Annotated in this window: 21 protein-coding genes; 9 read left to right on the top strand and 12 right to left on the bottom strand. The window is 62.8% G+C overall.

Annotated features, from left to right (window positions below; genetic code table 11):
- Positions 1-28: 28 nt before the first annotated feature.
- Positions 29-283 carry a YkgJ family cysteine cluster protein gene (locus tag ACJ8IM_RS03255; protein ID WP_015378527.1) on the top strand — a complete coding sequence of 85 codons (255 nt, stop codon included), beginning with the start codon at positions 29-31 and terminating at the stop codon, positions 281-283.
- Here ACJ8IM_RS03255 and ACJ8IM_RS03250 read toward each other — a convergent pair.
- The 4 genes from ACJ8IM_RS03250 to ACJ8IM_RS03235 form a co-directional block, all read right to left on the bottom strand.
- Positions 280-1455: a sugar efflux transporter gene (locus ACJ8IM_RS03250; RefSeq protein ID WP_101455535.1), complete on the bottom strand. Its 1176-nt coding sequence runs from the start codon at positions 1453-1455 to the stop codon at positions 280-282. The two genes, ACJ8IM_RS03255 and ACJ8IM_RS03250, sit on opposite strands and share 4 nt — an antisense overlap.
- A 164-nt stretch (positions 1456-1619) precedes the next feature.
- Positions 1620-4094 (bottom strand): trimethylamine-N-oxide reductase TorA, encoded by a 2475-nt coding sequence (gene torA, locus ACJ8IM_RS03245; RefSeq protein WP_101455534.1) that lies wholly within the window; start codon positions 4092-4094, stop codon positions 1620-1622.
- Positions 4095-4106: 12 nt separating this feature from the next.
- Positions 4107-5267 carry a NapC/NirT family cytochrome c gene (locus ACJ8IM_RS03240; protein WP_033648001.1) on the bottom strand — a complete coding sequence of 387 codons (1161 nt, stop codon included), beginning with the start codon at positions 5265-5267 and terminating at the stop codon, positions 4107-4109.
- A gap of 232 nt (positions 5268-5499) precedes the next feature.
- Positions 5500-5922 carry a nucleotide triphosphate diphosphatase NUDT15 gene (locus ACJ8IM_RS03235; protein ID WP_101455533.1) on the bottom strand — a complete coding sequence of 141 codons (423 nt, stop codon included), beginning with the start codon at positions 5920-5922 and terminating at the stop codon, positions 5500-5502.
- 247 nt (positions 5923-6169) lie between these two features.
- Between ACJ8IM_RS03235 and fruB the strand changes: the two genes are divergently transcribed.
- Genes fruB through fruA form a run of 3 tightly spaced genes read left to right on the top strand, consistent with a single transcriptional unit; the run spans position 6170 to position 9935 of the window.
- Positions 6170-7303 carry a fused PTS fructose transporter subunit IIA/HPr protein gene (fruB, locus tag ACJ8IM_RS03230; RefSeq protein ID WP_033635264.1) on the top strand — a complete coding sequence of 378 codons (1134 nt, stop codon included), beginning with the start codon at positions 6170-6172 and terminating at the stop codon, positions 7301-7303.
- Positions 7300-8241 carry a 1-phosphofructokinase gene (gene fruK / locus ACJ8IM_RS03225; protein ID WP_004935702.1) on the top strand — a complete coding sequence of 314 codons (942 nt, stop codon included), beginning with the start codon at positions 7300-7302 and terminating at the stop codon, positions 8239-8241. Before fruB ends, fruK begins: the two co-directional genes overlap by 4 nt.
- A gap of 11 nt (positions 8242-8252) precedes the next feature.
- Positions 8253-9935, top strand: a complete 1683-nt coding sequence (fruA, locus tag ACJ8IM_RS03220) for a PTS fructose transporter subunit IIBC (protein ID WP_049195140.1) — start codon at positions 8253-8255, stop codon at positions 9933-9935.
- A 60-nt stretch (positions 9936-9995) separates the two neighbouring features.
- Here fruA and nfo read toward each other — a convergent pair whose 3' ends face one another.
- Both nfo and ACJ8IM_RS03210 read right to left on the bottom strand, forming a co-directional pair.
- Complete coding sequence (nfo, locus tag ACJ8IM_RS03215; protein ID WP_033635262.1) at positions 9996-10835, bottom strand: deoxyribonuclease IV; 840 nt, start codon at positions 10833-10835, stop codon at positions 9996-9998.
- Positions 10836-10934: 99 nt separating this feature from the next.
- Complete coding sequence (locus ACJ8IM_RS03210) at positions 10935-12008, bottom strand: YeiH family putative sulfate export transporter (RefSeq protein ID WP_048321814.1); 1074 nt, start codon at positions 12006-12008, stop codon at positions 10935-10937.
- A 193-nt stretch (positions 12009-12201) separates the two neighbouring features.
- Between ACJ8IM_RS03210 and ACJ8IM_RS03205 the strand changes: the two genes are divergently transcribed.
- The 3 genes from ACJ8IM_RS03205 to ACJ8IM_RS03195 all read left to right on the top strand — a co-directional run bounded on the left by ACJ8IM_RS03205 (position 12202) and on the right by ACJ8IM_RS03195 (position 15069).
- Positions 12202-12399, top strand: coding sequence for a hypothetical protein (locus ACJ8IM_RS03205; protein ID WP_033647996.1), 198 nt, complete (start codon positions 12202-12204; stop codon positions 12397-12399).
- Positions 12400-12505: 106 nt separating this feature from the next.
- Positions 12506-13372, top strand: a complete 867-nt coding sequence (gene yieE, locus ACJ8IM_RS03200; protein WP_016926991.1) for a DNA-binding transcriptional regulator YeiE — start codon at positions 12506-12508, stop codon at positions 13370-13372.
- A gap of 218 nt (positions 13373-13590) precedes the next feature.
- Positions 13591-15069 (top strand): amino acid permease, encoded by a 1479-nt coding sequence (locus ACJ8IM_RS03195; RefSeq protein ID WP_033635259.1) that lies wholly within the window; start codon positions 13591-13593, stop codon positions 15067-15069.
- Between the two features lie 45 nt (positions 15070-15114).
- Here the strand turns inward: ACJ8IM_RS03195 and ACJ8IM_RS03190 are convergent, their stop codons facing one another.
- Positions 15115-16215 (bottom strand): GGDEF domain-containing protein, encoded by a 1101-nt coding sequence (locus ACJ8IM_RS03190; protein WP_033653803.1) that lies wholly within the window; start codon positions 16213-16215, stop codon positions 15115-15117.
- A gap of 362 nt (positions 16216-16577) precedes the next feature.
- Between ACJ8IM_RS03190 and ACJ8IM_RS03185 the strand changes: the two genes are divergently transcribed.
- Together ACJ8IM_RS03185 and ACJ8IM_RS03180 are read left to right on the top strand one after the other, a co-directional pair.
- Positions 16578-17660: a FecCD family ABC transporter permease gene (locus ACJ8IM_RS03185; RefSeq protein WP_031300718.1), complete on the top strand. Its 1083-nt coding sequence runs from the start codon at positions 16578-16580 to the stop codon at positions 17658-17660.
- Positions 17657-18445, top strand: a complete 789-nt coding sequence (locus tag ACJ8IM_RS03180) for an ABC transporter ATP-binding protein (protein ID WP_033647994.1) — start codon at positions 17657-17659, stop codon at positions 18443-18445. The genes ACJ8IM_RS03185 and ACJ8IM_RS03180 overlap by 4 nt, the downstream gene beginning before the upstream one ends.
- A gap of 33 nt (positions 18446-18478) precedes the next feature.
- On the opposite strand, the gene ACJ8IM_RS03175 is transcribed toward ACJ8IM_RS03180, so the two are convergent.
- The 5 genes from ACJ8IM_RS03175 to puuR form a co-directional block, all read right to left on the bottom strand.
- On the bottom strand, positions 18479-19432 hold the full coding sequence (locus ACJ8IM_RS03175; protein WP_033653804.1) for a siderophore ABC transporter substrate-binding protein: 954 nt from the start codon (positions 19430-19432) through the stop codon (positions 18479-18481).
- Positions 19433-19487: 55 nt separating this feature from the next.
- On the bottom strand, positions 19488-21476 hold the full coding sequence (locus tag ACJ8IM_RS03170) for a ligand-gated channel protein (protein ID WP_033653805.1): 1989 nt from the start codon (positions 21474-21476) through the stop codon (positions 19488-19490).
- Between the two features lie 244 nt (positions 21477-21720).
- Positions 21721-22716 (bottom strand): ABC transporter permease, encoded by a 996-nt coding sequence (locus ACJ8IM_RS03165; RefSeq protein ID WP_033648150.1) that lies wholly within the window; start codon positions 22714-22716, stop codon positions 21721-21723.
- Positions 22713-24224, bottom strand: a complete 1512-nt coding sequence (locus ACJ8IM_RS03160) for a sugar ABC transporter ATP-binding protein (RefSeq protein WP_060430642.1) — start codon at positions 24222-24224, stop codon at positions 22713-22715. The genes ACJ8IM_RS03165 and ACJ8IM_RS03160 overlap by 4 nt, the downstream gene beginning before the upstream one ends.
- A gap of 156 nt (positions 24225-24380) precedes the next feature.
- Entirely contained in the window at positions 24381-24938 is a 558-nt protein-coding gene (puuR, locus tag ACJ8IM_RS03155; protein WP_016927000.1) for an HTH-type transcriptional regulator PuuR, read from the bottom strand.
- Positions 24939-25115: the final 177 nt, after the last annotated feature.

Here is a 25115-nt window from a genome sequence, read left to right as displayed (position 1 = left end):
TTTCCCCAGCCCACCAGGAGTAGCGCTGATGGACTGTCGCAGCGACTGCGGCGCCTGCTGTATCGCGCCGTCAATATCCAGCCCGATCCCCGGCATGCCGAACGGCAAGCCCGCCAATACCCGCTGCATTCATCTGGATGAACGGCTGCGCTGTGGCCTGTTTCATTCGCCGCTGCGGCCGAAGGTGTGCGGCAGCCTGCAGCCGAGCCGCGACATGTGCCACGATCACCGCGATCAGGCGCTGATTTATCTCGCCAGGCTGGAAGCGGACACCGCGCCTTAAGCTTCCCTCAACGTCCACAGACACAGCGTCGCGCCTGCCGCCATCGCCAGCGCGGCGTAAAACACCGCATGGTAATTCCAGATTTCCGTCACTGCACCGGCGATGGCGCCGGCGATGACCCAGCCTACCCGAATGGTGTTGGTGAACAGCGTGGTGGCCGTGCCGGCCTGACCGGGCATCAAATCCTGAAAGTAGAGCATGCCGATGCCAGCCAGCACGCCGATAAACGCCGCATTCAGCAGCTGCAGGGCAATCAGCGGCCAACTGCCGGTGATAAACAGCAGGCCGCAATAGAACAGCACGCCGGCGACCACCGCCCCGCGCATCAAACAACGCTTGCCGCAGCGTTTCGCCACCATGCCGGCGATCAGCATGATTGGGATCTCCAGCCCGGCGGCGGCGCCCATCAATATCCCGGCCAGCCGCTCCGGCAGCCGCAGCTCGTGCACCACATACAGCGGCATGTTGATCAGGTACATGCTGTTGGCGGTCCACATCAGGGTGCAGGCGACGAACAGCAGCAGCGAATCGCGGCGATGCTGCCGCGGTGCGGTCAGGGGCGCGTTCGTCGCCGCGGTTTTCGGCATCGAAGGCAGCCGCTTCCACACCAGCAGGCCGCACAGCACAAAGGCCGCCGCGCCCGCCAGATACATGACCTTAAAGCCGAAGCCCAGCGCCAGCGCGAAGGCGATCGGCGGGCCAATGACCCAGGCAAGGGAAACCTGGGCGCGCATGATGGAGGTGAACATCACCGCCTCGCGTCCGGTGCGATCGGCATGCTCGCGCGCCAGCGCAAACATCTGCGGATTGGCGGTGGAGCCGAAGCTGGTGAGCAGCACGCCGACGAGCAGCAGCAGGTAATAGTTGCGGCTCCAGGCGAACAGCGTGAACCCCAGCGCACCCAGCATGCAGCAGAGGAAGATCAGTGATTTGCGGTCGCCTTGTTTATCCGAACGGCCGGCGAGAAACTGGCTGACCAGAATGCCGATCACCGCGCTGCCGGTAAAGAACAGCCCGACCAGCGCCGGCCGTACCTTGACCTCGGTTTCCAGAAACAGGCTCAGCGTCGGGGTTTGCAACGCGCCGGCGATGCCGGTCAGAAACGCCACCGCCAAAAAGGCCAGCGAAGTGAGATCGGGCGCGCGTCGCGTTACTGCGGATGAAGTCGGCATGGCGGTTGATAATTCGTCGAAAAAGGGAGGTCGCGCGCATCATACGCCCGTTGAAATGAAACGCAAACCGCTCCCTTGCGGCGAAGGGTAAGCGGATATGTCGCGCGGCGACGAGAAAAAAGGGGCGCGTTGCGCGCCCCAGTTTATCGCGGGTTATCGCGGGATCAGGCGCCTTGCGGCACCGCGTGCGCGGTATTTTTCAATACCGGCCCCCGATACTTCTCGATCTGCAGCTGCGCCATCTGCCCGCAGTTGCCCTGCGCCAGGCTGGAAGAGCCGATGTCGAAGGTCAGGCAGTTGACGTTGCCGTTCTTGCACAGCGAGCCGGGCTGCGCCGGATCGGCCGGATCGAACCAGGCGCCTTCGCTGATGCGCACCACGCCCGGTCGCACGTCTTCGCTGACCACCGCCCCCACCAGGATCTGGCCGCGATCGTTGAACGCCCGCACCAGATCGCCGCCGCTGATGCCGCGCGGCTGCGCGTCCTGCGGGTGGATCAGGATCGCTTCACGATCCGCTACCGCGTATTTCTCGCGCAGCGGCGTGTTGTCGAGCTGAGAGTGCAGCCGGTTGGTCGGGTGCGCGGTATTGAGCGACAGCGGATACTTGGCCGCTTCCGGCCCGCGATACCACTCGTGCGGCGGCATCCAGGTCGGGATGCCGGGGCAATCCTCGTAATGCATTTTGGCGATGGCGTCGGAGTAGATCTCGATCTTGCCCGACGGCGTGCCCAGCGGGTTCAGCAGCGGGTTGTCGCGATAATCGGCAAAGCGCACCCACTGCTTGTTGGCCTCCGGCACCGGGAAGCGCACGTAGTTGTTGGATTGCCAGAACATGTCGAACGGCGGCAGCGCCACCCGGGCGGCGCGCGCCTGGTTCTTCATGTCGTCGTACATGCCTTTCAGCCACTGGGTTTCGTCTTTGCCCTCGGTAAAGGCCTCCAGCACACCCAGCCTGGCCGCCATCGCCGAGAAGATGTCGAAGTCGCTGCGCGACTCGTGCTGCGGCGGCACGCATTGATGCATCGGGAACACGTAGAGCTGCGAATAGTCGCCGCCCATTTCCAGATCGTTGCGCTCGTAGCTGGTGGTGGCCGGCAGCACGATGTCGGCATGCTTGGCGGTGGCGGTCCAGTAAGGCTCGTTGACCACGATGGTGTCCGGCCGCTGCCAGGCTTTGACCAGGTTATTGGTGTCCTGATGCTGGTGGAAGGTGTTACCGCCCGCCACATATACCATTTTCACCTCGGGGTAGGTGACCTTGGCGCCGTTGAAGTCGATGGTTTTGCCCGGGTTGCTCAGGCATTCGGCGATGCGCGCCACCGGGATCGGCGCCGGCGAGTTCTTCGGCGCGTTGCCGGCGGAGATGCCAGCGATGATGCCGCCCTTGGCGGTCGGGCTGCCGCCGGAGGAATAGTGGTAGCTGAAGCCGAAGCCGCCGCCCGGCAGGCCGATCTGGCCGAGCATCGCCGCCACCGTCACCAGCAGCCAGTGCTGCTGTTCGCCGTGGTGCTGGCGCTGAATGCCCCAGCCGCCCATGATCATGGTGCGGTGTTTCGCCATCTCGCGCGCCAGTTGGCGCAGCGTGTCGGCATCGACGCCGCTGATGTCGGCCGCCCATTCGGCGGTTTTCGCTACGCCGTCGCTCTCGCCCAGCAGGTAGGCCTGGAACTTGTCGAAGCCGACGGTGTAGGTTTTCAGGAAGTCCGGGTTATGCAGCTTCTCGGTCAGCAGCGTGTGGGCGATGCCGATCAGCATGGCGCCGTCGGTATAAGGGCGCGGGGCGATCCACTGCGCATTGACGAACTTGGCGCTGTCGCTGTGCACCGGATCGATGCTGATCACCCGGGTGCCTTTCTTCTTCAGCGCCTCGAAGCCGGTCTGGCCGACGTGATCCGGCACGTTCCAGCTGTTTTTCAGCGTGACCATCGGGTTGCAGCCCCACAGGATCACCAGCTCGCTGTTCTCAATTACGTTTGGCCAGGCGGTCTGCTGTTCGTAGACCTCCATCGAACCGACCACGTGCGACATGATCACCTGCGCCGCGCCGGTGGAGTAGTCGCCGGCGTAGCCGAGGAAACCGCCGGTCAGGTTCATCAAGCGTTGCAGCAGCGTGCGGCTGTTGTGCAGCATGCCGACGCTTTTCCAGCCGTAGGAACCGGCGTAGATCGACTGCGGCCCGTGATCTCTTTGCAGGCGAGTGATCTCATTGCACACCAGCTCGGTCGCTTTGTCCCAGCTGACGCGCACCCACTCGTCGCGGCCGCGCAGCTCGGTGCGGCTGCCGGGGCCGCCCTCCAGCCAGCTTTTACGCACCATCGGGTATTTGATGCGGTTCTCGGCGTGCACCTGATAAGGCGCCATGGTGATCAGCTCATTCGGATACGGATCGTCCTGCACCGGCTGTACGCCGACCATCTTGCCGTCCTGCACGATGGCCTCGAACGCGCCCCAGTGGGCGCCGGTCAGAATGCCTTTTTGCGCCTGACGCAAGGCGATGAACTGCGGCAGCGCTTCGCTGATGGCCTGCGCCAGCGCCGCTTTGGGCCATAAGCCCGCCAGCAGAGGGGCGGCGGCCAGAGCGGCGGCTCCGGTCAGGAAGCGGCGGCGGCTCATGGTTAACGGTTGTTGGTTGCTCATTGCGCTTCTCCCTTAAAGCTTGGCCGGTGCGGCAGGTGGCATGTCGCTGGCGTGTTTTTGTACGTATTGCGTCAGCACGCGCAGCTGTTCCTGCGTCAGCGAGGTGCGCGGCGCCATGCCTTTGATGACGCCAATCCATTGGTTGGCGTTGAAGCGATCGAGCGCGGTCAGCCCGTGGCAGCCGGTGCAGTTGGCCGACATCATGTCCGCGGCGTAGCGCCAGATTTTTTGCTGATCGTCAATCAACTGTTTACGCGGCAGCCACACCTGCAGAGAAACCTGATGCCAGACCAGGCCGGTTTCCGCATCGGTCTGGGTGGAGGCGGTCTTCAGCTGTTGCCGCGCGTCTTCACCCAGCAGCACGCTGAGGATGCGTTTGCCCTGCGCGGCGTAGAACACTTCGCTGACGCCGTCCTGCTGCCAGCCGCTGACGGTGGCCAGCACCTTGTCGCCATCCTGTTTCACCACCTGCACTTCGGTGGAAGGCATCAGGTTGCCGGCGTTATGGCTGTCGTCTGCGCTGAGGAAGAACGGTTCGGTGGCGATGGTGTAGAGGGTGGTGGCGTCCGGTGCGGTCAACGCCGCGGCCTTCGCCAGCTCGGCGGCGCCGGCCTGGGTTTCGCCGCTCATGTCCGGCAGGATGTGGGCCACGCCCTTATGGCAATCGATGCAGGTCTCGCCCTGTTTGATCGCCACCGGGTGCTGCAGGCGCGCCTCAGGGCGCTGGGCGGTGATGTCCATGGCGTCGTAGCTGTGGCAGGAGCGGCAGGTGGCCGAGTCGTTCTCTTTCAGCGTTTTCCAGACCGACTGCGCCATCGCCAGCTTGTGCGCTTCGTATTTTTCCGGCGTATCGATGGTGCCGACCATTTCGCCGTAAATGTCTTTCACCGCGCGGATTTTGGTCCACAGGTAATCGATCGGCTGGTGCGGCACGTGGCAGTCGGCGCACTCGGCGCGGATGCCCTTGGTGTTTTGGAAGTGAACGCTGCCCTGATATTCGGCCAGCGGCTGTTGCATGGTGTGGCAGGAAACGCAGAAGGCGGTATCGCTGGTTTTATGGAATACGGTGGCGGTCCCGGCCAACAGCGCCGCGCCGAGGATAATCCCCAGCAGCAAAAGCCATAGCCATCCCCACCGGCGCTTTTTTTCAAAGCCAGTCAGTTTTTTGCTCATGGTAAACCCGCTTATAATTATGAATTTAAAATAAAATCTTGCCAAAAGGCCGCCGACCGGAGGTCAGAATGCCACGTCGATTGCAGGGGTAATATAGAAGAGGGTTAACCCCATAGGGTTATCCGTAGTCAAAAAAAGGGCATATATCGCAAAAAATAGCGTTATATTCTGGTGTATATAGCGATGGGATCGAGCGGCAGGGGAAGCGAACGCAGGTCGCGTTCGCGATGGCTCAGGCCGTGGGCAAATAGGGCTGGCCGCTCAGCCATAGCCGGATGGCGGTGCGGCTGGCTTCGAAATGCGGTTCCGGCAGGGCGTCGGGCGCGCACCAGCGCCACTCGGCGCACTTTTCGGGTTCTTTCAACTCGGCGCTGCCGCCGGGGTGATCCACCTGCAGGCAAACAGACACCGTGTGTTTGCCTTCGGCGCGCCAGGTTTGCAGATTGTTGCTGACGCCCACGAAGCGCGGCGGAGCGATGAGCAGCCCGGTCTCTTCGGCGATTTCGCGCCGGGCGCACTGCTCGAAGGTTTCACCGGCCTCCAGATGCCCACCGGGGATCGACCAAAAGGGCGCGTGGGAACCGCAGCGCTTGCCCAACAAAATCTCGCCCTGCGGGTTGACGATGATCACCCCGACGCCGGTCACTACGTTCATGCTTTTCTCCGTCAGCAAAGTTTCAGCACAGTATGTCATTTTGCCCCGGCGCTGACCAATGCGTCGGCGAAAGTGTGCGTAAGCTCAAAAATCTGCAATGGCAAAAGGGAGAAAGCTTGCTTTCGCCTTGCGCTGCTCACACACTCCTTGAAACGTTTCAGCGTTATCCGGCCGCTTGTGGCGAGCGGGTAACGCTCCTTTTTCTCAATGAAGCTGAAACGATTCAATTCAGCAGGAGAGGAGAATCATGTTCCAGTTGTCACCGCAAGACATTCATCTGGGCGCCGCTGCCGCCGATAAGCAGGAGGCCATCCGCCAGGTGGCCGCCGCCCTGACCGAAGCCGGCTGCGTCAGCGCCGGTTACGTGGACGGCATGCTGCAGCGCGAACTGCAGACGTCCACCTATCTGGGCAACGGCATCGCCATTCCGCACGGCACCACCGATACCCGCGATCTGGTGCTGAAAACCGGCGTGCAGGTGTTCCAGTTCCCGCAGGGCATCGCCTGGGGCGAAGGCCAGACCGCCTATGTGGCGATCGGCATCGCCGCCCGTTCCGACGAGCATTTGGCGCTGCTGCGCCAGCTTACTCACGTGCTGAGTGATGACGGCGTGGCGGAGCGGCTGGCGAAAACCACCTCCGCGGAAGAGCTGCGCGGCCTGCTGATGGGCGAGCAGCAGAGCGCCGAATTCCAGTTCGACGTTTCGCTGATTGCGCTCGACGTCGCGGCCGACAGCCTGATGACGCTGCAGGCGCTGAACGCCGGCCGGCTGCAAAAGGCCGGCGCGGTCAACGCGCAGTTCGTCAGCGATGCCATTACCCGCAAGCCGCTGAACCTGGGGCAGGGCATCTGGCTGAGCGACAGCGTTGAAGGCAACCTGGCCAGCGCGGCCACCGTCAGCCGCCCGGCGCAGGCTTTCGTGGAAGACGGCGAGCCGGTGGCGCTGCTGCTGACGGTGTCGGTCGCCGACGCGCAGCCGCTGGCGGTGCTCAACTACCTCAGCGATCTGCTGCTGGCCAACAAAGCTGAACGCCTGCTGAAGGCGGATGCCGCCGGGGTGCTGGCGCTGCTGACCAGCGAAGTGGCCGAGGAGAGCAGCGTACTGAGCGCCGAGTTCGTGATCCGCAACGAGCACGGCCTGCACGCACGGCCGGGCACGGCGCTGGTCAACGTGATCAAAAGTTTCAACAGTGACATCACCGTCACCAACCTGGACGGCAGCGGCAAGCCGGCCAACGGGCGCAGCCTGATGAAGGTGGTGGCGCTGGGCGTGAAAAAAGGGCATCACCTGCGCTTTACCGCCAATGGAGAAGATGCTGAAGCCGCGCTGAAGGCGATCGGCGAAGCGATTAATGAAGGACTGGGCGAGGGCGCAGCATGAGCAGAAGAGTAGCAACGATCACCCTGAACCCGGCGTACGATCTGGTGGGGTTTTGCCCGCAGATCGAACGCGGGGAAGTCAACCGGGTAAAAACCGCCGGCCTGCACGCCGCCGGTAAGGGCATCAACGTCGCCAAGGTGTTGAAGGATTTGGGCATCGACGTCACCGTCGGCGGCTTCCTGGGCAAAGACAATCAGGACGGTTTCCAGCTGCTGTTCAGCGATCTGGGGATCGCCAACCGCTTCCAGGTGGTGCCGGGCCGCACCCGCATCAACGTCAAGCTGACGGAAAAAGACGGCGAAGTCACCGATTTCAATTTCTCCGGTTTTGAAGTGACGCCGCAGGACTGGGATCGCTTCGTCAGCGACTCGCTGAGCTGGCTGGGCCAGTTCGACATGGTGGCGGTGAGCGGCAGCCTGCCGGCCGGCGTCGATCCCGATGCCTTTACCGACTGGATGACCCAGCTGCGCGCCAAGTGTCCGTGCATCATTTTCGACAGCAGCCGAGAAGCGCTGGTCGCCGGGTTGAAGGCCTCGCCGTGGCTGGTGAAGCCGAACCGCCGCGAGCTGGAGATCTGGGCCGGCCGCCCGCTGCCGGCGCTGGCGGACGTGGTCGAGGCCGCGCATGCGCTGCGCGAGCAGGGCATCGCCCACGTGGTGATCTCCCTCGGCGCGGAAGGCGCGCTGTGGGTTAACGCCTCCGGTGCCTGGATCGCCAAACCGCCGTCCTGTGAGGTGGTCAGCACCGTGGGCGCCGGTGATTCGATGGTCGGCGGCCTGATTTACGGCCTGCTGATGCGCGAATCCAGCGAACACACCTTGCGTCTGGCCACGGCGGTAGCGGCGCTGGCGGTCAGCCAGAGCAACGTCGGCGTGACCGATCGTCCCCAGTTGGCCGCGATGATGGCGCGCGTCGATCTGAAACCTTTCAATCAATAGCAGGAGGCAGAATGAAAACGCTGCTGATGGTAGACAGTTCGCTGGGGCAGGCCCGTGGCCACCTGGCGAAACGCATGCTGGAGGCCGCCGCGGCCAAAACCGGCCTGACGCTGGTCGAGTCGCTGCAGGACGCCGAACTGGTGGCGGTGGCGGGGCAGTCGGCCCCGGCTGACGCCGGGCTGAACGGCAAATTGGTGTATGTGGGCGACGTAGAACAGGCGGTGCGTGAACCGGACGCTTTTCTGGCGCGCGCCAAGGCCGAAGCTGAAACCTATCAGGCGCCGCAGGCGGCGCCGGTGAAAGCCGCCGGGCAAAAACGCATCGTGGCGATTACCGCCTGCCCAACCGGCGTGGCGCATACCTTTATGGCGGCCGAAGCCATTGAAAGCGAAGCGAATAAACGCGGCTGGTGGGTGAAGGTGGAAACGCGCGGCTCCGTCGGCGCCGGCAACGCCATCACCCCGGAAGAGGTGGCGGCGGCGGATCTGGTGATCGTCGCGGCGGATATTGAGGTGGACCTGGATAAATTCGCCGGTAAGCCGATGTACCGCACTTCCACCGGCCTGGCGCTGAAGAAAACTGCCCAGGAACTGGACAAGGCGCTGGCCGAGGCTGAGGTGTTCCAGCCGCAGCAGCGCGGTAGCGCGGCGCCGGCGGGTAAAAAGAAAGAGGGCAACGGCCCGTATCGTCACCTGCTGACCGGCGTGTCCTACATGCTGCCGATGGTGGTGGCCGGTGGCCTGTGCATCGCGCTGTCGTTCGTGTTCGGCATTAAGGCGTTTGAAGTCAAAGACACGTTGGCGGCGGCGCTGATGCAGATCGGCGGCGGCTCCGCCTTTGCGCTGATGGTGCCGGTATTGGCCGGTTTCATCGCCTTCTCCATCGCGGATCGCCCTGGCCTGACGCCGGGCCTGATCGGCGGCATGCTGGCGGTGAGCACCGGCGCCGGGTTCCTCGGCGGCATCATCGCCGGTTTCCTGGCGGGTTACGTCGCCAAGGCGATCAGCAGCAAGCTGCGCCTGCCGCAGAGTATGGAAGCGCTGAAGCCCATCTTGATCATTCCGCTGGTGGCCAGTCTGATCACCGGTCTTATCATGATTTACGTGGTCGGCACGCCGGTGGCGAAAATCATGGAAGGCCTGACCCATTGGCTGCAATCGTTGGGCACCGCCAACGCCGTGCTGCTGGGGGCGATCCTCGGCGGCATGATGTGTACCGACATGGGCGGCCCGGTGAACAAAGCGGCCTACGCCTTCGGCGTGGCGCTGCTCAGCTCCTCGGTGTATGCGCCGATGGCGGCGATCATGGCGGCGGGCATGGTGCCGCCGCTGGCGATGGGGCTGGCGACGCTGCTGGCGCGCCGCAAGTTCCCGAAATCCGAACAGGAAGGCGGCAAGGCAGCGCTGGTGCTGGGGCTGTGCTTCATCACCGAAGGGGCGATTCCGTTCGCCGCCCGCGACCCGATGCGCGTGCTGCCGTGCTGCATTGCCGGCGGGGCGCTGACCGGCGCGCTGTCGATGGCGTTCGGCGCCAAGTTGATGGCACCGCACGGCGGGCTGTTCGTGCTGCTGATCCCGGGCGCGATTTCGCCGGTGTTGCTGTACCTGGTGGCGATCGCCGCCGGTACGCTGCTGGCGGGCGTGGCTTACGCTCTGCTGAAACGTGCTGAAGTGCCGGCGGCCAGCGTGGCGTAACGGCGTCCAGCCATAAAAAAACCGGAGCTCAGGCTCCGGTTTTGTCGTTTTGGCGCCGCGTTACTGCTGCGCTTTCAGCCAGGCGATCTCTTCCGCCCAGATATCCGGGTTTACCGTTTCCAGAATCAGCGGGATATTGTCGAAGCGCGGATCGCGCATGATGTAGCTGAACACCGTTTTGCCGATGTTGCCTTCCCCCAGGCTGTGGTGGCGGTCGACGCGGCTGTTGAACTCGCTCTTGGCGTCGTTCAGGTGCATGCCGCGCAGGTAGTTGAAGCCGACGATGTCGCCGAGCTGTTTGAAGGTGTGTTCGCAGTCTTCTTCGGTACGCAGATCGTACCCGGCGGCGAAGGCGTGGCAGGTGTCGATGCAAACGCCGACGCGGCTTTTGTCTTCCACGCCGTCGATGATCGCCGCCAGGTGCTCGAATTTGAAGCCCAGGTTGCTGCCCTGGCCGGCGGTGTTTTCGATCACGGCCGTCACGCCGGCGGTTTTATCCAGCGCGATGTTGATCGATTCGGCGATGCGCGCCAGGCACTTGTCTTCATCGATTTGCAGCAGGTGGCTGCCGGGGTGGAAGTTCAGCAGCGTCAGCCCCAGCTGTTCGCAGCGCTGCAGCTCGTCGATGAACGCCTCGCGCGATTTTTCCAACGCGTCGGCCACCGGGTGGCCCAGGTTGATCAGGTAGCTGTCGTGCGGCAGGATCTGCCCCGGCCCGAAGCCGTACTGGGCGCAGGCGCTCTTGAACTTATCGATCACGTCGGCGGCCAGCGGCGCGGCCTTCCATTGACGCTGATTTTTGGTGAACAGGGCGAACGCGGTCGCCTCCAATTCGTGCGCGCGGATAACCGCCTGATCCACGCCGCCTGACGCGCTGACATGTGCACCGACAAACTTCATCTTCATTCTCCTGTGTTATCGGTGACATTATGGCATTGATGGCGGGCGGAATAAATGCGGCCCGCCGAAGCGAGCCGCAGAAGGGGCAGAAGGGAGTGATTAGAGCCAGTGTTGCACCAGCTGGTTTATCGCGCCGCCGCCGACCAGCAGCCAGACGAACAGCAGCGTGGCCAACAGAATCGGTTTCATCCCGGCCTGGCGCACGGCGCTGATGTGGGTGGTCAATCCCAGCGCCGCCATCGCCATCGCCAGCATCCAGGTGTCGGCGGTGATCAGGTGCTGCACCAGCATGGCCGGCAGCAGGTTGAAGGAGTTCAGCCCGGCGACGGCGATAAACAGCACGGCGAACCACGGAATGGTAATCGCGGATTTTTCCGCCTTGCCTGCGCCGCCGCGGCTGATGTAGCCCGACAGCAGCAGCAGGAACGGCGCCAGCATCATCACGCGGATCATCTTGGCGATCACCGCCGCATTTTCGGCGTCAGGCCCGATGGCGTGCCCGGCCGCAACCACCTGAGCCACTTCGTGGATGGTGGAGCCGGCATAGATGCCGAAGGTTTCCTGGCTGAACGGCAGCCACTGGAAGTGTTCGTTCAGCTGATACAGCCACGGGTAGGCGAAGATCGCCAGGGTGCCGAACACCACCACGGTCGAGACCGCCACCGCCACTTTGCTGGAGTCGGCCTTCAGCACCGGCTCGGTGGCCATCACCGCCGCCGCGCCGCAAATGCTGCTGCCGGCGCCGATCAGCATCGCGGTCTGGCTGTCGATGCCGAACACTTTCTTGCCGAGCCAGCAGGCCAGCAGGAAGGTGGTGGTCAGGGTCAGCGCATCGATGATGATGCCGCTGGCGCCCACGTCGGCGATTTGCTGAAAGGTCAGGCGAAAGCCGTACAGGATAATGCCCAGACGCAGCAGGCGTTGTTTGGCCAGCTGTACGCCGCCGTGACAAACGGTTTGCCAGCGGGGATACAGCGTGTTGCCCACCAGAATGCCGAACAGGATCGCCAGCGTCAGCGCCCCCAGGCCCAGCTCCGCCACCCAGGGAATGTCGCCGGCCCAGACGGCCAGCGCGGTGAGCGCGCCGGTCAGCGCCAGCCCCGGCACCAGCCGCGGCAGGCCGAACAGCGGAAAGCGTCGCTCGGGGTAAGTATGAGTGGTATCAGTCGCCATAAAAGTCAGTCCTTCAGTCTGTTTCTTACTGCCAAGAGTACGTTTGGGCTGAATAAAAGAGAAATTGATTATATATTTATAACCTATCTGAATAAGTGGTATGGCGTCAGGCATTGGCATACAGCCGCATTGCGGCTAGGGTGAGGAGGAGCGGCGAACCGCCGTCAACTTTCCAACTGAACAGGAGCAGGCGATGGATACCGACGATCAACGCAGAGAGCAGATAGACCGGGAAGTGGGCCGCGCGGTGCGGCGGTTGATTGAAGAAAACAAGGCGATCGACCGCGACCATCTCGTGGCGATGCTGCAATTGATACAGCGGGACGAAGCCGGCACGCCGCGCGAGGCGGCGCTGGCTGCGGCGGCGCAGCTGGTCGCCTTGGGTAAGTAGCGCGCCGAATTGGCCGTAAACGGGGTGGCCTCGCCGGGCTCCCCACAGCATGTTGACATCATTTTGCGGTTCTCTGGCAGAACCCTTTTTCATTACCGGGACGGCTATGCATATCACGTTGCGTCAACTGGAAGTCTTCACCGAAGTGCTGAAAAGCGGTTCGACCACTCAGGCCTCGGTGGTGCTGGCGCTGTCGCAGTCGGCGGTCAGCGCGGCGCTGGCGGATCTGGAGGGGCAGCTGGGCGTGCAGCTGTTCGATCGCGTCGGCAAACGGCTGGTGATCAACGAGCACGGCCGGTTGCTGTATCCCAAGGCGCTGGCGTTGCTGGAGCAGGCGGGGGAGATCGAGCAGCTGTTTCGCCATGACGGCGGGGCGCTGCGCATCGCCGCCAGCAGCACGATCGGCAACTACATGCTGCCGGAGATGATCGCCCGTTACCGCCGGGACTTTCCGGCCACGCCGCTGGAGCTGAACGTCGGCAACAGCCAGGACGTGATCGTGGCGGTGGCGGATTTCCGCGTCGATCTGGGGCTGATCGAAGGGCCTTGCCATATGCCGGAGCTGGTGACGCAGCCGTGGCTGGAGGACGAGCTGGTGGTGTTCGCCGCGCCGGACAACCCGCTGACCCGTCAGCCGCCAACGCTGGAGGCGCTGGCCAATGCCCCTTGGATCCTGCGCGAGCGCGGTTCGGGCACCCGTGAGGTGCTGGATCATCTGCTGTTGGCGCACCTGCCGCATTTCCAGCTGGTGATGGAGCTCGGCAACTCGGAGGCGATCAAGCACGCGGTGCGGCACGGCATCGGCATCAGTTGCCTGTCGCGGCGGGTGGTGGCGGAACAGTTGGCCAGCGGCGCGCTGGTGGAACTGCCGGTGCCGCTGCCGCCGCTGCGGCGCACCCTGTACCTAATCCGCCATCGGCAAAAGCACATTTCCAACGCCTTGCAGCGTTTTCTCAGCTATTGCGCGCTGTAATCGACAGCGCGTCACGCCCTCTGCTGCCGCGCAGGCCGAAGAAAGCATAAAAACCTGCGCGCGCTCACATTAATGAGAGTAAGTAAGGCCATAAGGGTCGCGGCTAATAATTGCCTCTGAATTATGAAGCTATCTTATATCAGTGCAATGTTGCTAGTTCACCGGCGGGTATTTGTTACAATCCGCCCTCATTTTTTCAAAGAGCAGATAGGGTACGAATGGCTCAGCAGGATATAAAAACATCGGGGCAGCAAGCACCCGGATTGCGCCGCGAGCTGAAAGCCCGGCATTTGACCATGATCGCCATTGGCGGCTCCATCGGCACCGGCCTGTTTGTCGCCTCGGGCGCCACGGTTTCTCAGGCAGGCCCCGGCGGGGCGCTGTTGTCTTACGCTCTGATCGGTTTGATGGTGTACTTCCTGATGACCAGCCTGGGCGAACTGGCGGCCTTTATGCCGGTTTCCGGTTCATTCTCCACCTACGGCGCCAAATACGTGGAAGAAGGCTTCGGCTTCGCGCTGGGCTGGAACTACTGGTACAACTGGGCGGTGACCATCGCCGTTGACCTGGTGGCTTCGCAATTGGTGATGAGCTACTGGTTCCCGGACACCCCCGGCTGGATCTGGAGCGCGCTGTTCCTCGGCCTGATGTTCCTGCTGAACTACATTTCGGTGAAAGGGTTCGGCGAGGCGGAATACTGGTTCGCGCTGATCAAGGTCAGCACCGTGATTATCTTCATCGCCGTCGGCGTGCTGATGATCGTCGGCATTCTGAAAGGCGGCGAGCACGCCGGCTGGCAGAACTGGACGATAGGGGACGCGCCGTTCGCCGGCGGCTTCTCGGCGATGATTGGCGTGGCGATGATCGTCGGCTTCTCGTTCCAGGGCACCGAGCTCATCGGCATCGCGGCCGGCGAATCGGAGAACCCGGGTAAAAACATCCCGCGCGCGGTGCGTCAGGTGTTCTGGCGTATTCTGCTGTTCTATATCTTCGCCATTCTGATCATCAGCCTGATCATTCCGTACACCGATCCGAGCCTGCTGCGCAATGACGTGAAAGACATCAGCGTCAGCCCGTTCACCCTGGTGTTCCAGCATGCTGGCCTGCTGTCGGCGGCGGCGGTGATGAACGCGGTGATCCTGACGGCGGTGCTGTCCGCCGGTAACTCGGGCATGTACGCCTCTACCCGCATGCTGTACACCCTGGCGTCGGAAGGCAAGGCGCCGCGCATCTTCGCCAAGCTGTCGAAAGGCGGCGTGCCGCGCAACGCGCTGTATGCGACCTGCGTGGTGGCCGGGCTGTGCTTCCTGACCTCGATGTTCGGCAACCAGTCGGTTTACCTGTGGCTGCTGAATACCTCGGGCATGACCGGTTTCATCGCCTGGTTGGGCATCGCCATCAGCCACTACCGTTTCCGTCGCGGTTACATGCTGCAGGGGCGCGATCTGAACGACTTGCCATACCGTTCCGGGTTCTTCCCGCTGGGGCCGATCTTCGCCTTCGTGCTGTGCCTGATCATTACCCTGGGCCAGAACTACCAGGCCTTCCTGCAAGACAAGATCGACTGGTACGGCGTGACCGCCACCTACATCGGCATTCCGCTGTTCCTGCTGATTTGGTTCGGTTACAAGCTGTCGCGCGGCACCCGCGTCGTGAAGTACAGTGAAATGGAATTCCCGAAGATGGACGTGAAGTAATCTTCGGTGAGTGACACGCGGCGGGAGCTCCCGCCGCGTGTGGTTTTACTTTTTCCCGGCTTTGGCTTCCGCCAGTGCCTGCTGCGCCGAACTCATCAAATCTTCCACCGTCGCATAATCCTGCGTCAGCGCCAAAATGCCGGCGTTGAGTTGCATGTTCACCTCGCCGAACGCGCCAAAATCGTAGGGCGCTTCCAGCGGCGGCACAATGCGCGCCAGGAACTCGCTTTCCGCGCCGTAGGGCAGATCGTGCACCAGTATCAAAAACAGGCCGCCGGTGTAGCGGCAGACGTAGTCGCTGGGGCGGATCAGCGTCTTGAGGCGCTCGCCGACGGTGCGCAGCACGTCGTCGCCGATCTGCACGCCGTGGCTTTGGTAAAGCGCCGCCAGCGGGCCGAATTCAAGAATGAACAGGTGAGAGATTGGCTGTGTCGTACCAGGGCGGCAGATGTTGCGCATCACCGCCTCGCCGCCCGCGCGGTTGAGGAAGCCGGTCAGGCGATCGCGGTGGGACGCCTGCTGCTTCTCCCACGCCAGCGTGACGTGCTGTACCCGCTGGCGGTGGTAGCGCGCGATCATGCCATGGGCCAGCACCAGCCACAGCGGCGTGAGATCCGCCAGGACGAACAGGTTTTGCACGCGCGACAGCGGCGCCGCCAGCAGGTAGGGCAGCGTCAGCGCGATCACCTCAAGCAGCGCGAAACGCGGCGCGGCGGCATGGCGCTGCATCAGCCAGCAGGCCAGAGCGGTGATCGTCAGACCGGCGAACAGGATCAGCACAAAGCGGCCCGACAGCATCGCCAGCGCGGCGCTGGCGCCGACCAGCAGCATCCACAGCAACACCGTCACCAGCATGGCGTCCGGCCAGGCGGGTTGGCGCCTCTGTGCCAGCCAGGCGCGCCCGGCGGTCAGCAGCAGTAACAGCAGCAGCAGAACGATACCGACCAGCCGCTGGTTCAGCCAGGCGTACCCCACCAACAGCGCCGCCGGCCCCACGGCATTCAGCCAGGGAGTGAGAGGAGAGGGCGTCAGCGTGAGCCGCAGCTGGCGTTTAAACGGCTCGTCATCGGCGTGCAGCGGGCTGTGCAACAGCCAGTTCAGCAGCGCCGGGCGTTTGGGCGTTACCGCCGGAGATGGACTTCTCATTACAGCCTCGTCAATAAGGCCGCTCTTGCGGCGGCCTGAAGTTTTTTGCACGCTCGGTGCTGTGATTTTGGATTCTATGTGGTTTTTTCGTTATTTGTCAGAGTCTGGTCGGATCAGGAATAACTTTCAGAATAATGAACCTGCTGGCCGCAGCGGGGGTAAAGGCGATGGATTGAAGAATGGCGTGGAAAAACAATTTATTACATTTCGATAACGCCGTTTTCACCTATTGATATGATTGATAAGTATTATCGTTTGCTTTATTGTTGACGGCTGCGCGCAGGCTGTCGCCGCGCGCTTTCCGGTTTACGGCGGACGCTTTCGCGCCGCTGTCATGATGGTTGTAACAGGTATCTTAACGAATGAGCGTATCCACCGATCCCATGACTGACGCCAAGGGGCAACCCAACGCCGGCGTGATGGGGCGTTATCAGCATATTCTTCGCCATCGCCTGTTGATGATGGGCGTATTGGCACTGGCGATCCTGGGCTCGCTGCTGCTGGATTTCACCATGGGGCCGTCCGGGCTGTCGCTGTCGTCCTTATGGCAAACGCTGCTTGACCCCGCGGCGGCCGATGCCGGCACGCGGGTGATCGTCTGGGACATCCGCTTGCCTTACGCGCTGATGGCGGTGGTGGTGGGGTTTGCGCTCGGCCTGGCCGGGGCGGAAATGCAGACCATCCTGAATAACCCGCTGGCCAGCCCCTTTACCCTCGGCGTGTCTTCCGCCGCGGCCTTTGGCGCCGCGCTGGCGATCGTGCTCGGCATCGGCATTCCGGGCATTCCCGATCAGTGGTTCATCTCCGCCAACGCCTTTATCTTCGCGCTGTTCGCCGCGCTGATGCTCGACGGCATCACGCGCTGGACGCGGGTCGCCACCTCCGGCGTGGTGCTGTTCGGCATCGCGCTGGTGTTTACCTTCAACGCGCTGGTGTCGATGATGCAGTTCATCGCCAGCGAGGACACGCTGCAGGGGCTGGTGTTCTGGACTATGGGCAGCCTGGCGCGCGCCTCGTGGGACAAGCTGGGCATTCTGTTCGGCGTATTCGCCGTGCTGCTGCCGCTGTCGATGATGAGCTCGTGGAAACTGACCGCGCTGCGCCTGGGTGAAGACCGGGCGGTGAGCTTCGGCATCGACGTGCGCCGTCTGCGGCTGACCACGCTGCTGCGCATCAGCATCCTTTCGGCGCTGGCGGTGGCGTTCGTCGGGCCGATCGGCTTTATCGGCTTGGTGGCGCCGCACATCGCCCGCATGATCTTCGGCGAAGATCACCGTTTCTATCTGCCGGCCAGCGCGCTGATTGGCGCGCTGGTGCTGTCGATGGCCTCGGTGGCGTCGAAAAATCTGGTGCCTGGCGTGATCATTCCGGTGGGCATCGTCACGTCGCTGGTCGGGGTGCCGTTCTTCCTGAGCATTATTCTGCGCCACCGGGGGAACGTATGAGCCAGGGCCTGCGAATAGAACACTTCTCGGCGGGCTACCCGAAGCGCCAGGTGATCGACGATCTCTCGGTGCCGATGCTGCCGCGCGGGCAAATCACCGTGCTGCTGGGGCCGAACGGCAGCGGCAAATCGACGCTGCTGCGCTCGCTGGCCGGGCTGAACCCGGCGCAGGGCAAGCTGTGGCTGGACGACGGCGATCTGATGCAGATGCCGTTCGCCCGTCGGGCGGAGAAAGTGGTGTATTTGCCGCAGTCGCTGCCCGCCGGGGTGCACCTGCACGTGCTGGAGTCGATCATCGTGGCGCAGCGCGCATCGGGCGGCCGCAGCAACGCCGGCAGCGAAGCGGAAGTGATGGCTTTGCTGGAGCAATTGGGTATCGCCCACCTGGCGCTGAGCTATCTCGATCAGCTGTCCGGCGGCCAGAAACAGCTGGTGGGGTTGGCGCAGTCGCTGATCCGTCAGCCCTCGCTGCTGCTGCTGGATGAACCGCTGAGCGCGCTCGATCTCAACTATCAATTCCACGTGATGGATTTGGTGCGCCGCGAAACCCGCAAGCGCAACATCGTGACGGTGGTGGTGGTGCACGACATCAACATCGCGCTGCGCCACGGCGACCACGTGCTGATGCTGCAGGATGGCGATCTGATCGCCGACGGCGCGCCAGATCAGGTGATTACGCCGCAGAGCCTGGCGCGGGTCTACGGCGTGCGCGGGCGTATCGAGCGCTGTTCGCAGGGCACGCCGCAGGTGCTGATAGACGGTCTGGTGAACCAGCCGACGATTTAATCCAAGAAAAAGCCCGGCATCGCCGGGCTTTCTTTATCGTGCTGCGTGGTTCAGCGCCTCGCTCACGCGTTCGACGACGTGCTGGGCGGTGACGATGCCGCCGGACAGATACACCTCGGCCGCCGGCAGGTAAACCACCTGGCCTTTTTTCACCGCCGTGGTTTTCTTCAGCGCGGTGCCGGTGAGGATCTTCTGCGGCGCCACCGCGTTCGGCCGCCCGGTCGCGGCGTCTCTGTCGATGACGAACAGCCAGTCCGGATTCAGTTTGGCCACCTGCTCAGGCGTCAGCTTGTTGCCGCGCACGTCTTTTTCGTCGGACTGCAGCGCAGACGAGAAGCCGAGGGCGTCATAGACGAAGCTGAAACGGCTCTTGGGGGCGTAGGCGCTGATCTTGCCGCCGGAGAACAGCACCACCAGCCCGCGCCCGGCCTGAGCGGCCTGTGGTTTGACCGCCGCGATCTGCGCATCCAGCTTATCGACCGCCGCCTGCGCCTGCTGCTGCTTATCGAACAGCTCGCCCAGCTGCAGCGTGCGCTGTTTCAGGCTGCCCAGCTGATCCTGCGGATCGACGGACATGTTCAGCGTCGGCGCCAGCGCGTTCAGCTCGTCATAGGCTTTGGACGCCCGGCCGGCGATCAGGATCAGATCCGGCTTGGCGGCGCGCAGCACGGCCATATCCGGCTCGAACAGGGTGCCGGCATTGAGGTATTTGTCGTCCTGATAGCGCTTCAGGCTATCCGGCAAGTTCTTGCGGTTGCCGGGCAGCGCCAGCGGCTCGACGCCCAGCAGCTGCAGCGTTTCCAGCGAGGCGTAATCCAGCACCACGATGCGCTGCGGGTGCTTTTTCACCTCGGTGCTGCCGTTCAGGTGCTGGACGTTGACGGTGGCCGGGGTTGCGGCTACCGGCGTAGTGGTTTTGCTGTGGCAACCCGCCAGCGCCATCGCGGCCAGCAGGGCGATCATCAGGGGGGAGCGGCGTAATCTCATGGGGCTTCCTCACGGTGATGGAATGAAAAGGGCGCGCAGCGCGCGCCCGGGGGCATCAGAAGTTATAGGTCATGCCGACGGTGTAACGGCGGCCGTCCAGCGTGGTGTTGTAGTGGTCGTAATCCACGGTCTTGTCGAGGATGTTGTAGACCCCGCCGGTCAGCTGCAGGTTTTTCGCCGCCTGGTAGCTCAGGCCCGCATCGACGAAGGTGTAGGACGGCGTGCTCTTGGCCATCGAGGTGCGGCTCAGGTAGTCAGAGGTGCGGCTGCGGAAGTTAACGCGCGACCACAGGCTGAGGTCCTGCGTGGCGCGCCAGTCCAGCACGGTGTTCAGCATGTGCTTCGGCATCTGGTTGAGCGCCTTGCCCTGGAACTCGCCGCTCTTCTGTTCGGAAGCGGTGTAGGTGTAGTTGGTGTTCCACTTCCAGTCTTTGTTGATCTGCCAGCCGAAGGTGGCTTCCACGCCGCGCATGTTGGCTTTGTCGACGTTGACGCGATCGCTGATAAAGTCGTAGGACGTGCCGCCGATGGTGCAATCCGGCGTGTCTTCGCAGCGGCGCACTTCGGTGATCTTGTCTTTAAAGTCGGTGTTGAAGACCGTCACGCCGGCGTTAACGCCTTTCAGGCTATCCCACATCAGGCCGATTTCTTCGCTCAGGCTCTTCTCTGGCTGCAAATCCGGGTTACCGACGATGATGCCTTTACGCACGCCGCCGCCGGTGACCTGCCCCCAGTTAGGGGAGGATTGGCGCAGATCCGGCGATTTGTAACCGGCGGAGACGCCGCCTTTCAGCGTCCACTGTTCGGTCAGGTGCCAGACGCCGTACATGCGCGGGGTCCAGTGGCTGCCGAAGTTTTCATCCTGATCCATGCGGATGCCGCTGGTCAGGCTGAAGTCGTTGGTCAGCGCCCATTCGTCTTCAGCGAACAATGCCCAGCTCCAGCGCGTCAGCTTGCTGAGACCTTGAGCCGACTCAAGCTGGTTGCCGCCGTCGCCCAGTTTTTCATAGCGGTATTGGCCGCCGAGGTTCAGCATGTGGGAACCCAGCTCGAACTGGTTCTGGGTGTTGAAGATGGTGTTGTAGGCCTTCATGTTACGGCCCGGGTTACCGGTTTCTTCGCGCTGCACGTAGCTGGTGGAGTTGCCGAAGTCATAATAGCCGTTGTGGGTCAGCGAGTAGTTGGTGCGCGTATACAGGCTTTCGCTGCGGGACGTCGGCGAGCATTTGCCTCTGCTGCAGCGCTCCGCCACCACCGATTTGCCCGGCGTGCTGTTGCGATCTTGCAGAGAACGGCCGATTTCGAAGTCGAATTCGTTTTTCTCGTCCGGCGTCAGGGTGAACACCGCGGTGCCGCTGCGCATGCGCTGTTCGTTGTAACCGTTGACGATTTTATCTTCCGCGCGGCGCGACAGCAGGCCGTTGACCCGCAGGCCGAGCAGCCCTTCAACCAGCGGGCCGGAGGCGTAGGCGTTGGTCTGGAACAGATCGCCGGAATCGCGGTTTTCCTGAATGGTGGCGTCGCCGTGCAGCGAGCCTTTCCACTCGGTGCGGGAGGTCTTGCGAGTGATGACGTTGATCACGCCGCCCATGGCGTCGGAACCGTACAGCGAAGACATCGGCCCGCGCACCACTTCGATGCGCTCGATGGCTTCCATCGGCGGCAGCCAGCCCTGTTCGATGCCGGCGTTGTCGCTGTTCGGACGGGTGCCGCGGGTGTCGACACGCTTGCCGTCCACCAGGATCAGGGTGTACTTGGAGGACATGCCGCGGATGCTGATGTCACTGCTGCTGGCGCCGCCGGTGATCACCACGCCCGGCACGTCTTTCAGCGCGTCGGTCACGTCGCGATAGGCCTTGTCTTCGATCTGCTGGCGCGGGATCACCGAGATGGAAGCGGCGGAGTCCTGAATTTTTTGCTGGAAGCCGGAGGCGGTGACGACCATGGTGTCCTGGGTGTCGTCCTGCGGCGCGGCCAGCGCGGCGGTGGCGCTGAGTGAGGCGATCACCAGAGCGGCGAGCTTGCTGTAACGTGGCGTTTCCATGAGGTAAACCTTTCCTGGATTGAAGTGAAAGTAATTAACCAATTGAATTTCTAATGAAATTGTTCGTCTTTCGCTGAGAAATGCTTAGCTTCGTCAACGTTGCGTGAGGCTATTGTAAGGATTTTTTTCTGAATGTAAACGCTAATGATAATCCATATCATTTGTATGCTGGTTTTGCTGGCGGGAAAGTTTAACCGGATGAATTAAAGGGAAAAGCGGCGCAGCGGGCGTGCGCCGGGGAGGATCAGCGTTTCTGTATATAGGTGATGGCCAGCGCCAGCGCCAGCACCAGGCCTTTGATAATGTCCATGGCGTAGTAGGGCACCGACAGCATCACCAGCCCGTTTTGCAGCACGCCGAGGATCACCGCGCCGATCAGAGTGCCGAGCGCATTAGGTTTGCCGGCCCCGGCCAGCGAGAAGCCGATATAGGCCGCCGCCACCGCGTCCATCAGATAGCCGCCGCCGGCGTTGACCTGCGAAGAGCCGATACGTGACGCCAGCAAGATGCCGCCAAGCGCCGCCAACCAAGAGGAAATGACATAAGCGGCAACCCTGTAACGCACGGTGCGGATGCCCGAAAGGCGCGCCGCCTCGGGGTTGCCGCCGATGGCATACATGCGGCGGCCATGCTTGGTCAACGACAGGAACAGCTGCACCGCCACGGTGACCGCCAGCATGATCAGCACGATCACCGGCACCTGGCCGAGGGCGGAAAACACCTCCGGGATCAGGCCTTCCGCCATGTCGCCATTCGGTAGCACCATGTTTTGGGTGATGGATCCGCCGTAGCTGTAGGTCATCGCCACGCCCTGGATCACGAACAGGCTGGCCAGCGTCGCCAGCATATCGGGAATTCTGAACACCACGATCAGCAGGGCGTTGAACAGGCCGACCAGCGTGCACAGCAGCAGCGTCACTACGATGGCGCCTGTGGTGCCGAACCCGTGCCAGACGAACAGCGAAATCACCAGCGCGTTGGCCAGCGAGGCGGTCGAGCCGACCGACAGATCGAAACCGCCAACCGACAGCGAGATAGAGACGCCGATGGCGATCACCGTCACGATAGCGATCGAACGCAGGATATTGATGATGTTGTTGGCATCGAGGAAGTTGTCCGACGCCAGGCCGAACAGGGCGATCAGCGCCGCCACGGTCAGCAGCATGCCCCATTTGTAGAGGAAATCGAACAGCTGTTGGCGCCAGGGCAGCGCAGGCCGCAGGGCTAATTCTTTACTCACGCAGGGGTTCCTCCGGTGGAATAGAGCAATAAGGTTTCTTCGTCGATGTCGGCGGCGTTCAACTCCGCCACGATGCGGCCGTCCCACAGCACGCAGATGCGATCGCACAGGCCAACCAGCTCGGCGAACTCGCCGGAGGCGTAAATCACGCCTTTGCCGGCGCGCGCCAGGCCGTCGATCAGGCCAAACAGCTCTTGCTTGGCCTTGATGTCCACGCCCTTGGTCGGTTCATCGAAGATCAGCACCTCGGCGTCGCCGCGCAGCCATTTGCCGATCGCCACTTTTTGTTGATTGCCGCCGGACAGGCGCGCCAGCCGCTGTTGCGGGCCCGAGGCGCGAATGTTCAGGCGCTGCATGATCTCGCGCGCCCAGCGCAGCTCTTGTCGCCGGCTGAACAGGCTCCAGCGCGAGAAGCTGTCGTCGGCGCTGACGCTCAGGTTCATCGGGATCGCCTCATCGATGAAAATGCCTTCTTTGCGGCGTTCCTCCGGCACCAGCGCCAATCCTTGTTCGACCGAGAGGTGCGGTGCGCGCGGCGCCCAGGGCTGCCCGCGCAGTTCGCCGCGCTCAAGCTGCACGGCGCTGGCGCCGAACAGCGCTTTGCACAGCTCGGTTTTGCCGGCTCCCGCCAGCCCGGCGATGCCGAGAATTTCGCCCTCATGCAGCCGCAGCGAAACGTCGCGCAGCTTGTGGCGATCGCGCAAGCCTTGCACCTGCAGCAGCGTTCGCTCGGCGTGCGGCGGGCGCGGCGGCGGGAAAATATCGTCCAGCCGATGACCGAGCATCTTCTCGACGATCTGTTCGCCGCTCAGCCCGCGCATGGCGTCCTCGCTGACGCGCCGGCCGTCGCGCAGCACCGTCAGCCGATCGCAAATGTCGCTCAGTTCGTGGATGCGGTGGGAAATAAATACGATGCCGATACCTTCGGATTGCAGGCGGCGCACCACGTTAAACAGGCGCTCGCTCTCGGCGCGATCGAGCGGGGCGGTCGGTTCGTCGAGCACCAGAAAACGGCAGCGGTGCGACAGCGCGCGCGCCAGCAGCACCTGCTGTTTTTCCGCCAGCGTGCAGTCCGCCAGCCGCCTGCGCGGGTTGAGCGGCAACGCCCATTGCTGCAGCAGCTGCGCGGCGCGGCGGTGCAGCTCCGCCCAGTTCAGCCAGTGGCCCGGTTCGTTCAGCCAGTCCAGCATGATGTTTTCCGCCACCGACAGCGTGGGGATCAGCGCGACGTCGACCTCTTGCTGCACCACGTGAATACCGTGGCGGCGCGCCTGCAGCGGGGAGTGGATCGCCACCGCCTGGCCGTCGATCAGGATCTCGCCGCGATAATGATCGTGGGCGCCGGAGAGGATCGCCATCAGCGTCGACTTGCCCGCGCCGTTGGCGCCGACCAGCGCGTGGATTGAACCGCCCTGCAGCGTGAAGTCCACGTCCTGCAGCGCGTTGAAACCGGCGAAGGCGATCGAGATATTGCGCATCTCGAGGCGTGAAGGCGTTGCGGTTGACATAGGGTATTAAGGCCGTTTAGATGTTTAGATGGCTGATTTGCTCTGTTGTAACACAGATTGCGCCGTTGGCAACCAACAAAATGGCATAACGGCGGTGAAAAACGCGTTGGCGGGCGGGGCGCAACCCGCGTCAGGCTGCGCCGGTGCGAGAAGCGCTCAGAAGGTGGTGGGGGTGTGTGCGCTGACGATGCGGCAGATGCGCGCCGAGGTATTGCTGAAGCTGTGCGGAATGCCGGTGTTGATGGCGTAACTCTGGCCGGCGGTCAGGCAGTAGCTCTGGCCGTTGATGGTCAGCACGATCTCGCCCTCCAGCAGGGTGCCGATCTCTTCGCCCTGGTGCTTGATCTTTTCACCGGTGGTGGTGCCGGGCTGGTAGGTTTCCAGCATCATCGCCAGGTTACGCGTCGGGCTGCCGTTGTGCACCAGCTTCATCGACACCCCCTGGCTGCCGATCTCAATCAGATCCTCGGCGTCGATCACCACGCGCGGCTCGTCGACGGCTTCCGGTTCGGCAAAGAATTCAGACAGCGACAGGCCATACACCTTCAGCAGCTTTTGCAGCGTGCTGATGGCCGGGCTGACCTTGTCCTGTTCGATGGTGCTGATCGCACTGTGGGTTAACCCGGACAGTTCGGCGACCCGGCGCTGCGACAAACCCAATTGCTGACGGATCTGCGACAGGCGTTTGCCCGGTGCCAAGCTGGCTTCGCTCATAGCGGTACTTCCTTCTGGTAGGGGCGACAGGCAGACATGAATATCGCTATCGGGCGCCTGTCTGGGCGATAACGATGTTGCATGATATCGGTAGTTAGGGCAGGTTTGGAAAATATATTGCCCATGTTCACTCTCGGTGCGTTGGACGAAATAGTTGACGTAAAAATGGCGGCAAGG

This window comes from Serratia sp. CY33525 (genome assembly GCF_052169115.1).
GTDB lineage: Bacteria > Pseudomonadota > Gammaproteobacteria > Enterobacterales > Enterobacteriaceae > Serratia > Serratia sarumanii.
Note: the sequence above shows the minus strand (reverse complement) of the source record. Positions and strands in the feature narration are given on the sequence as shown.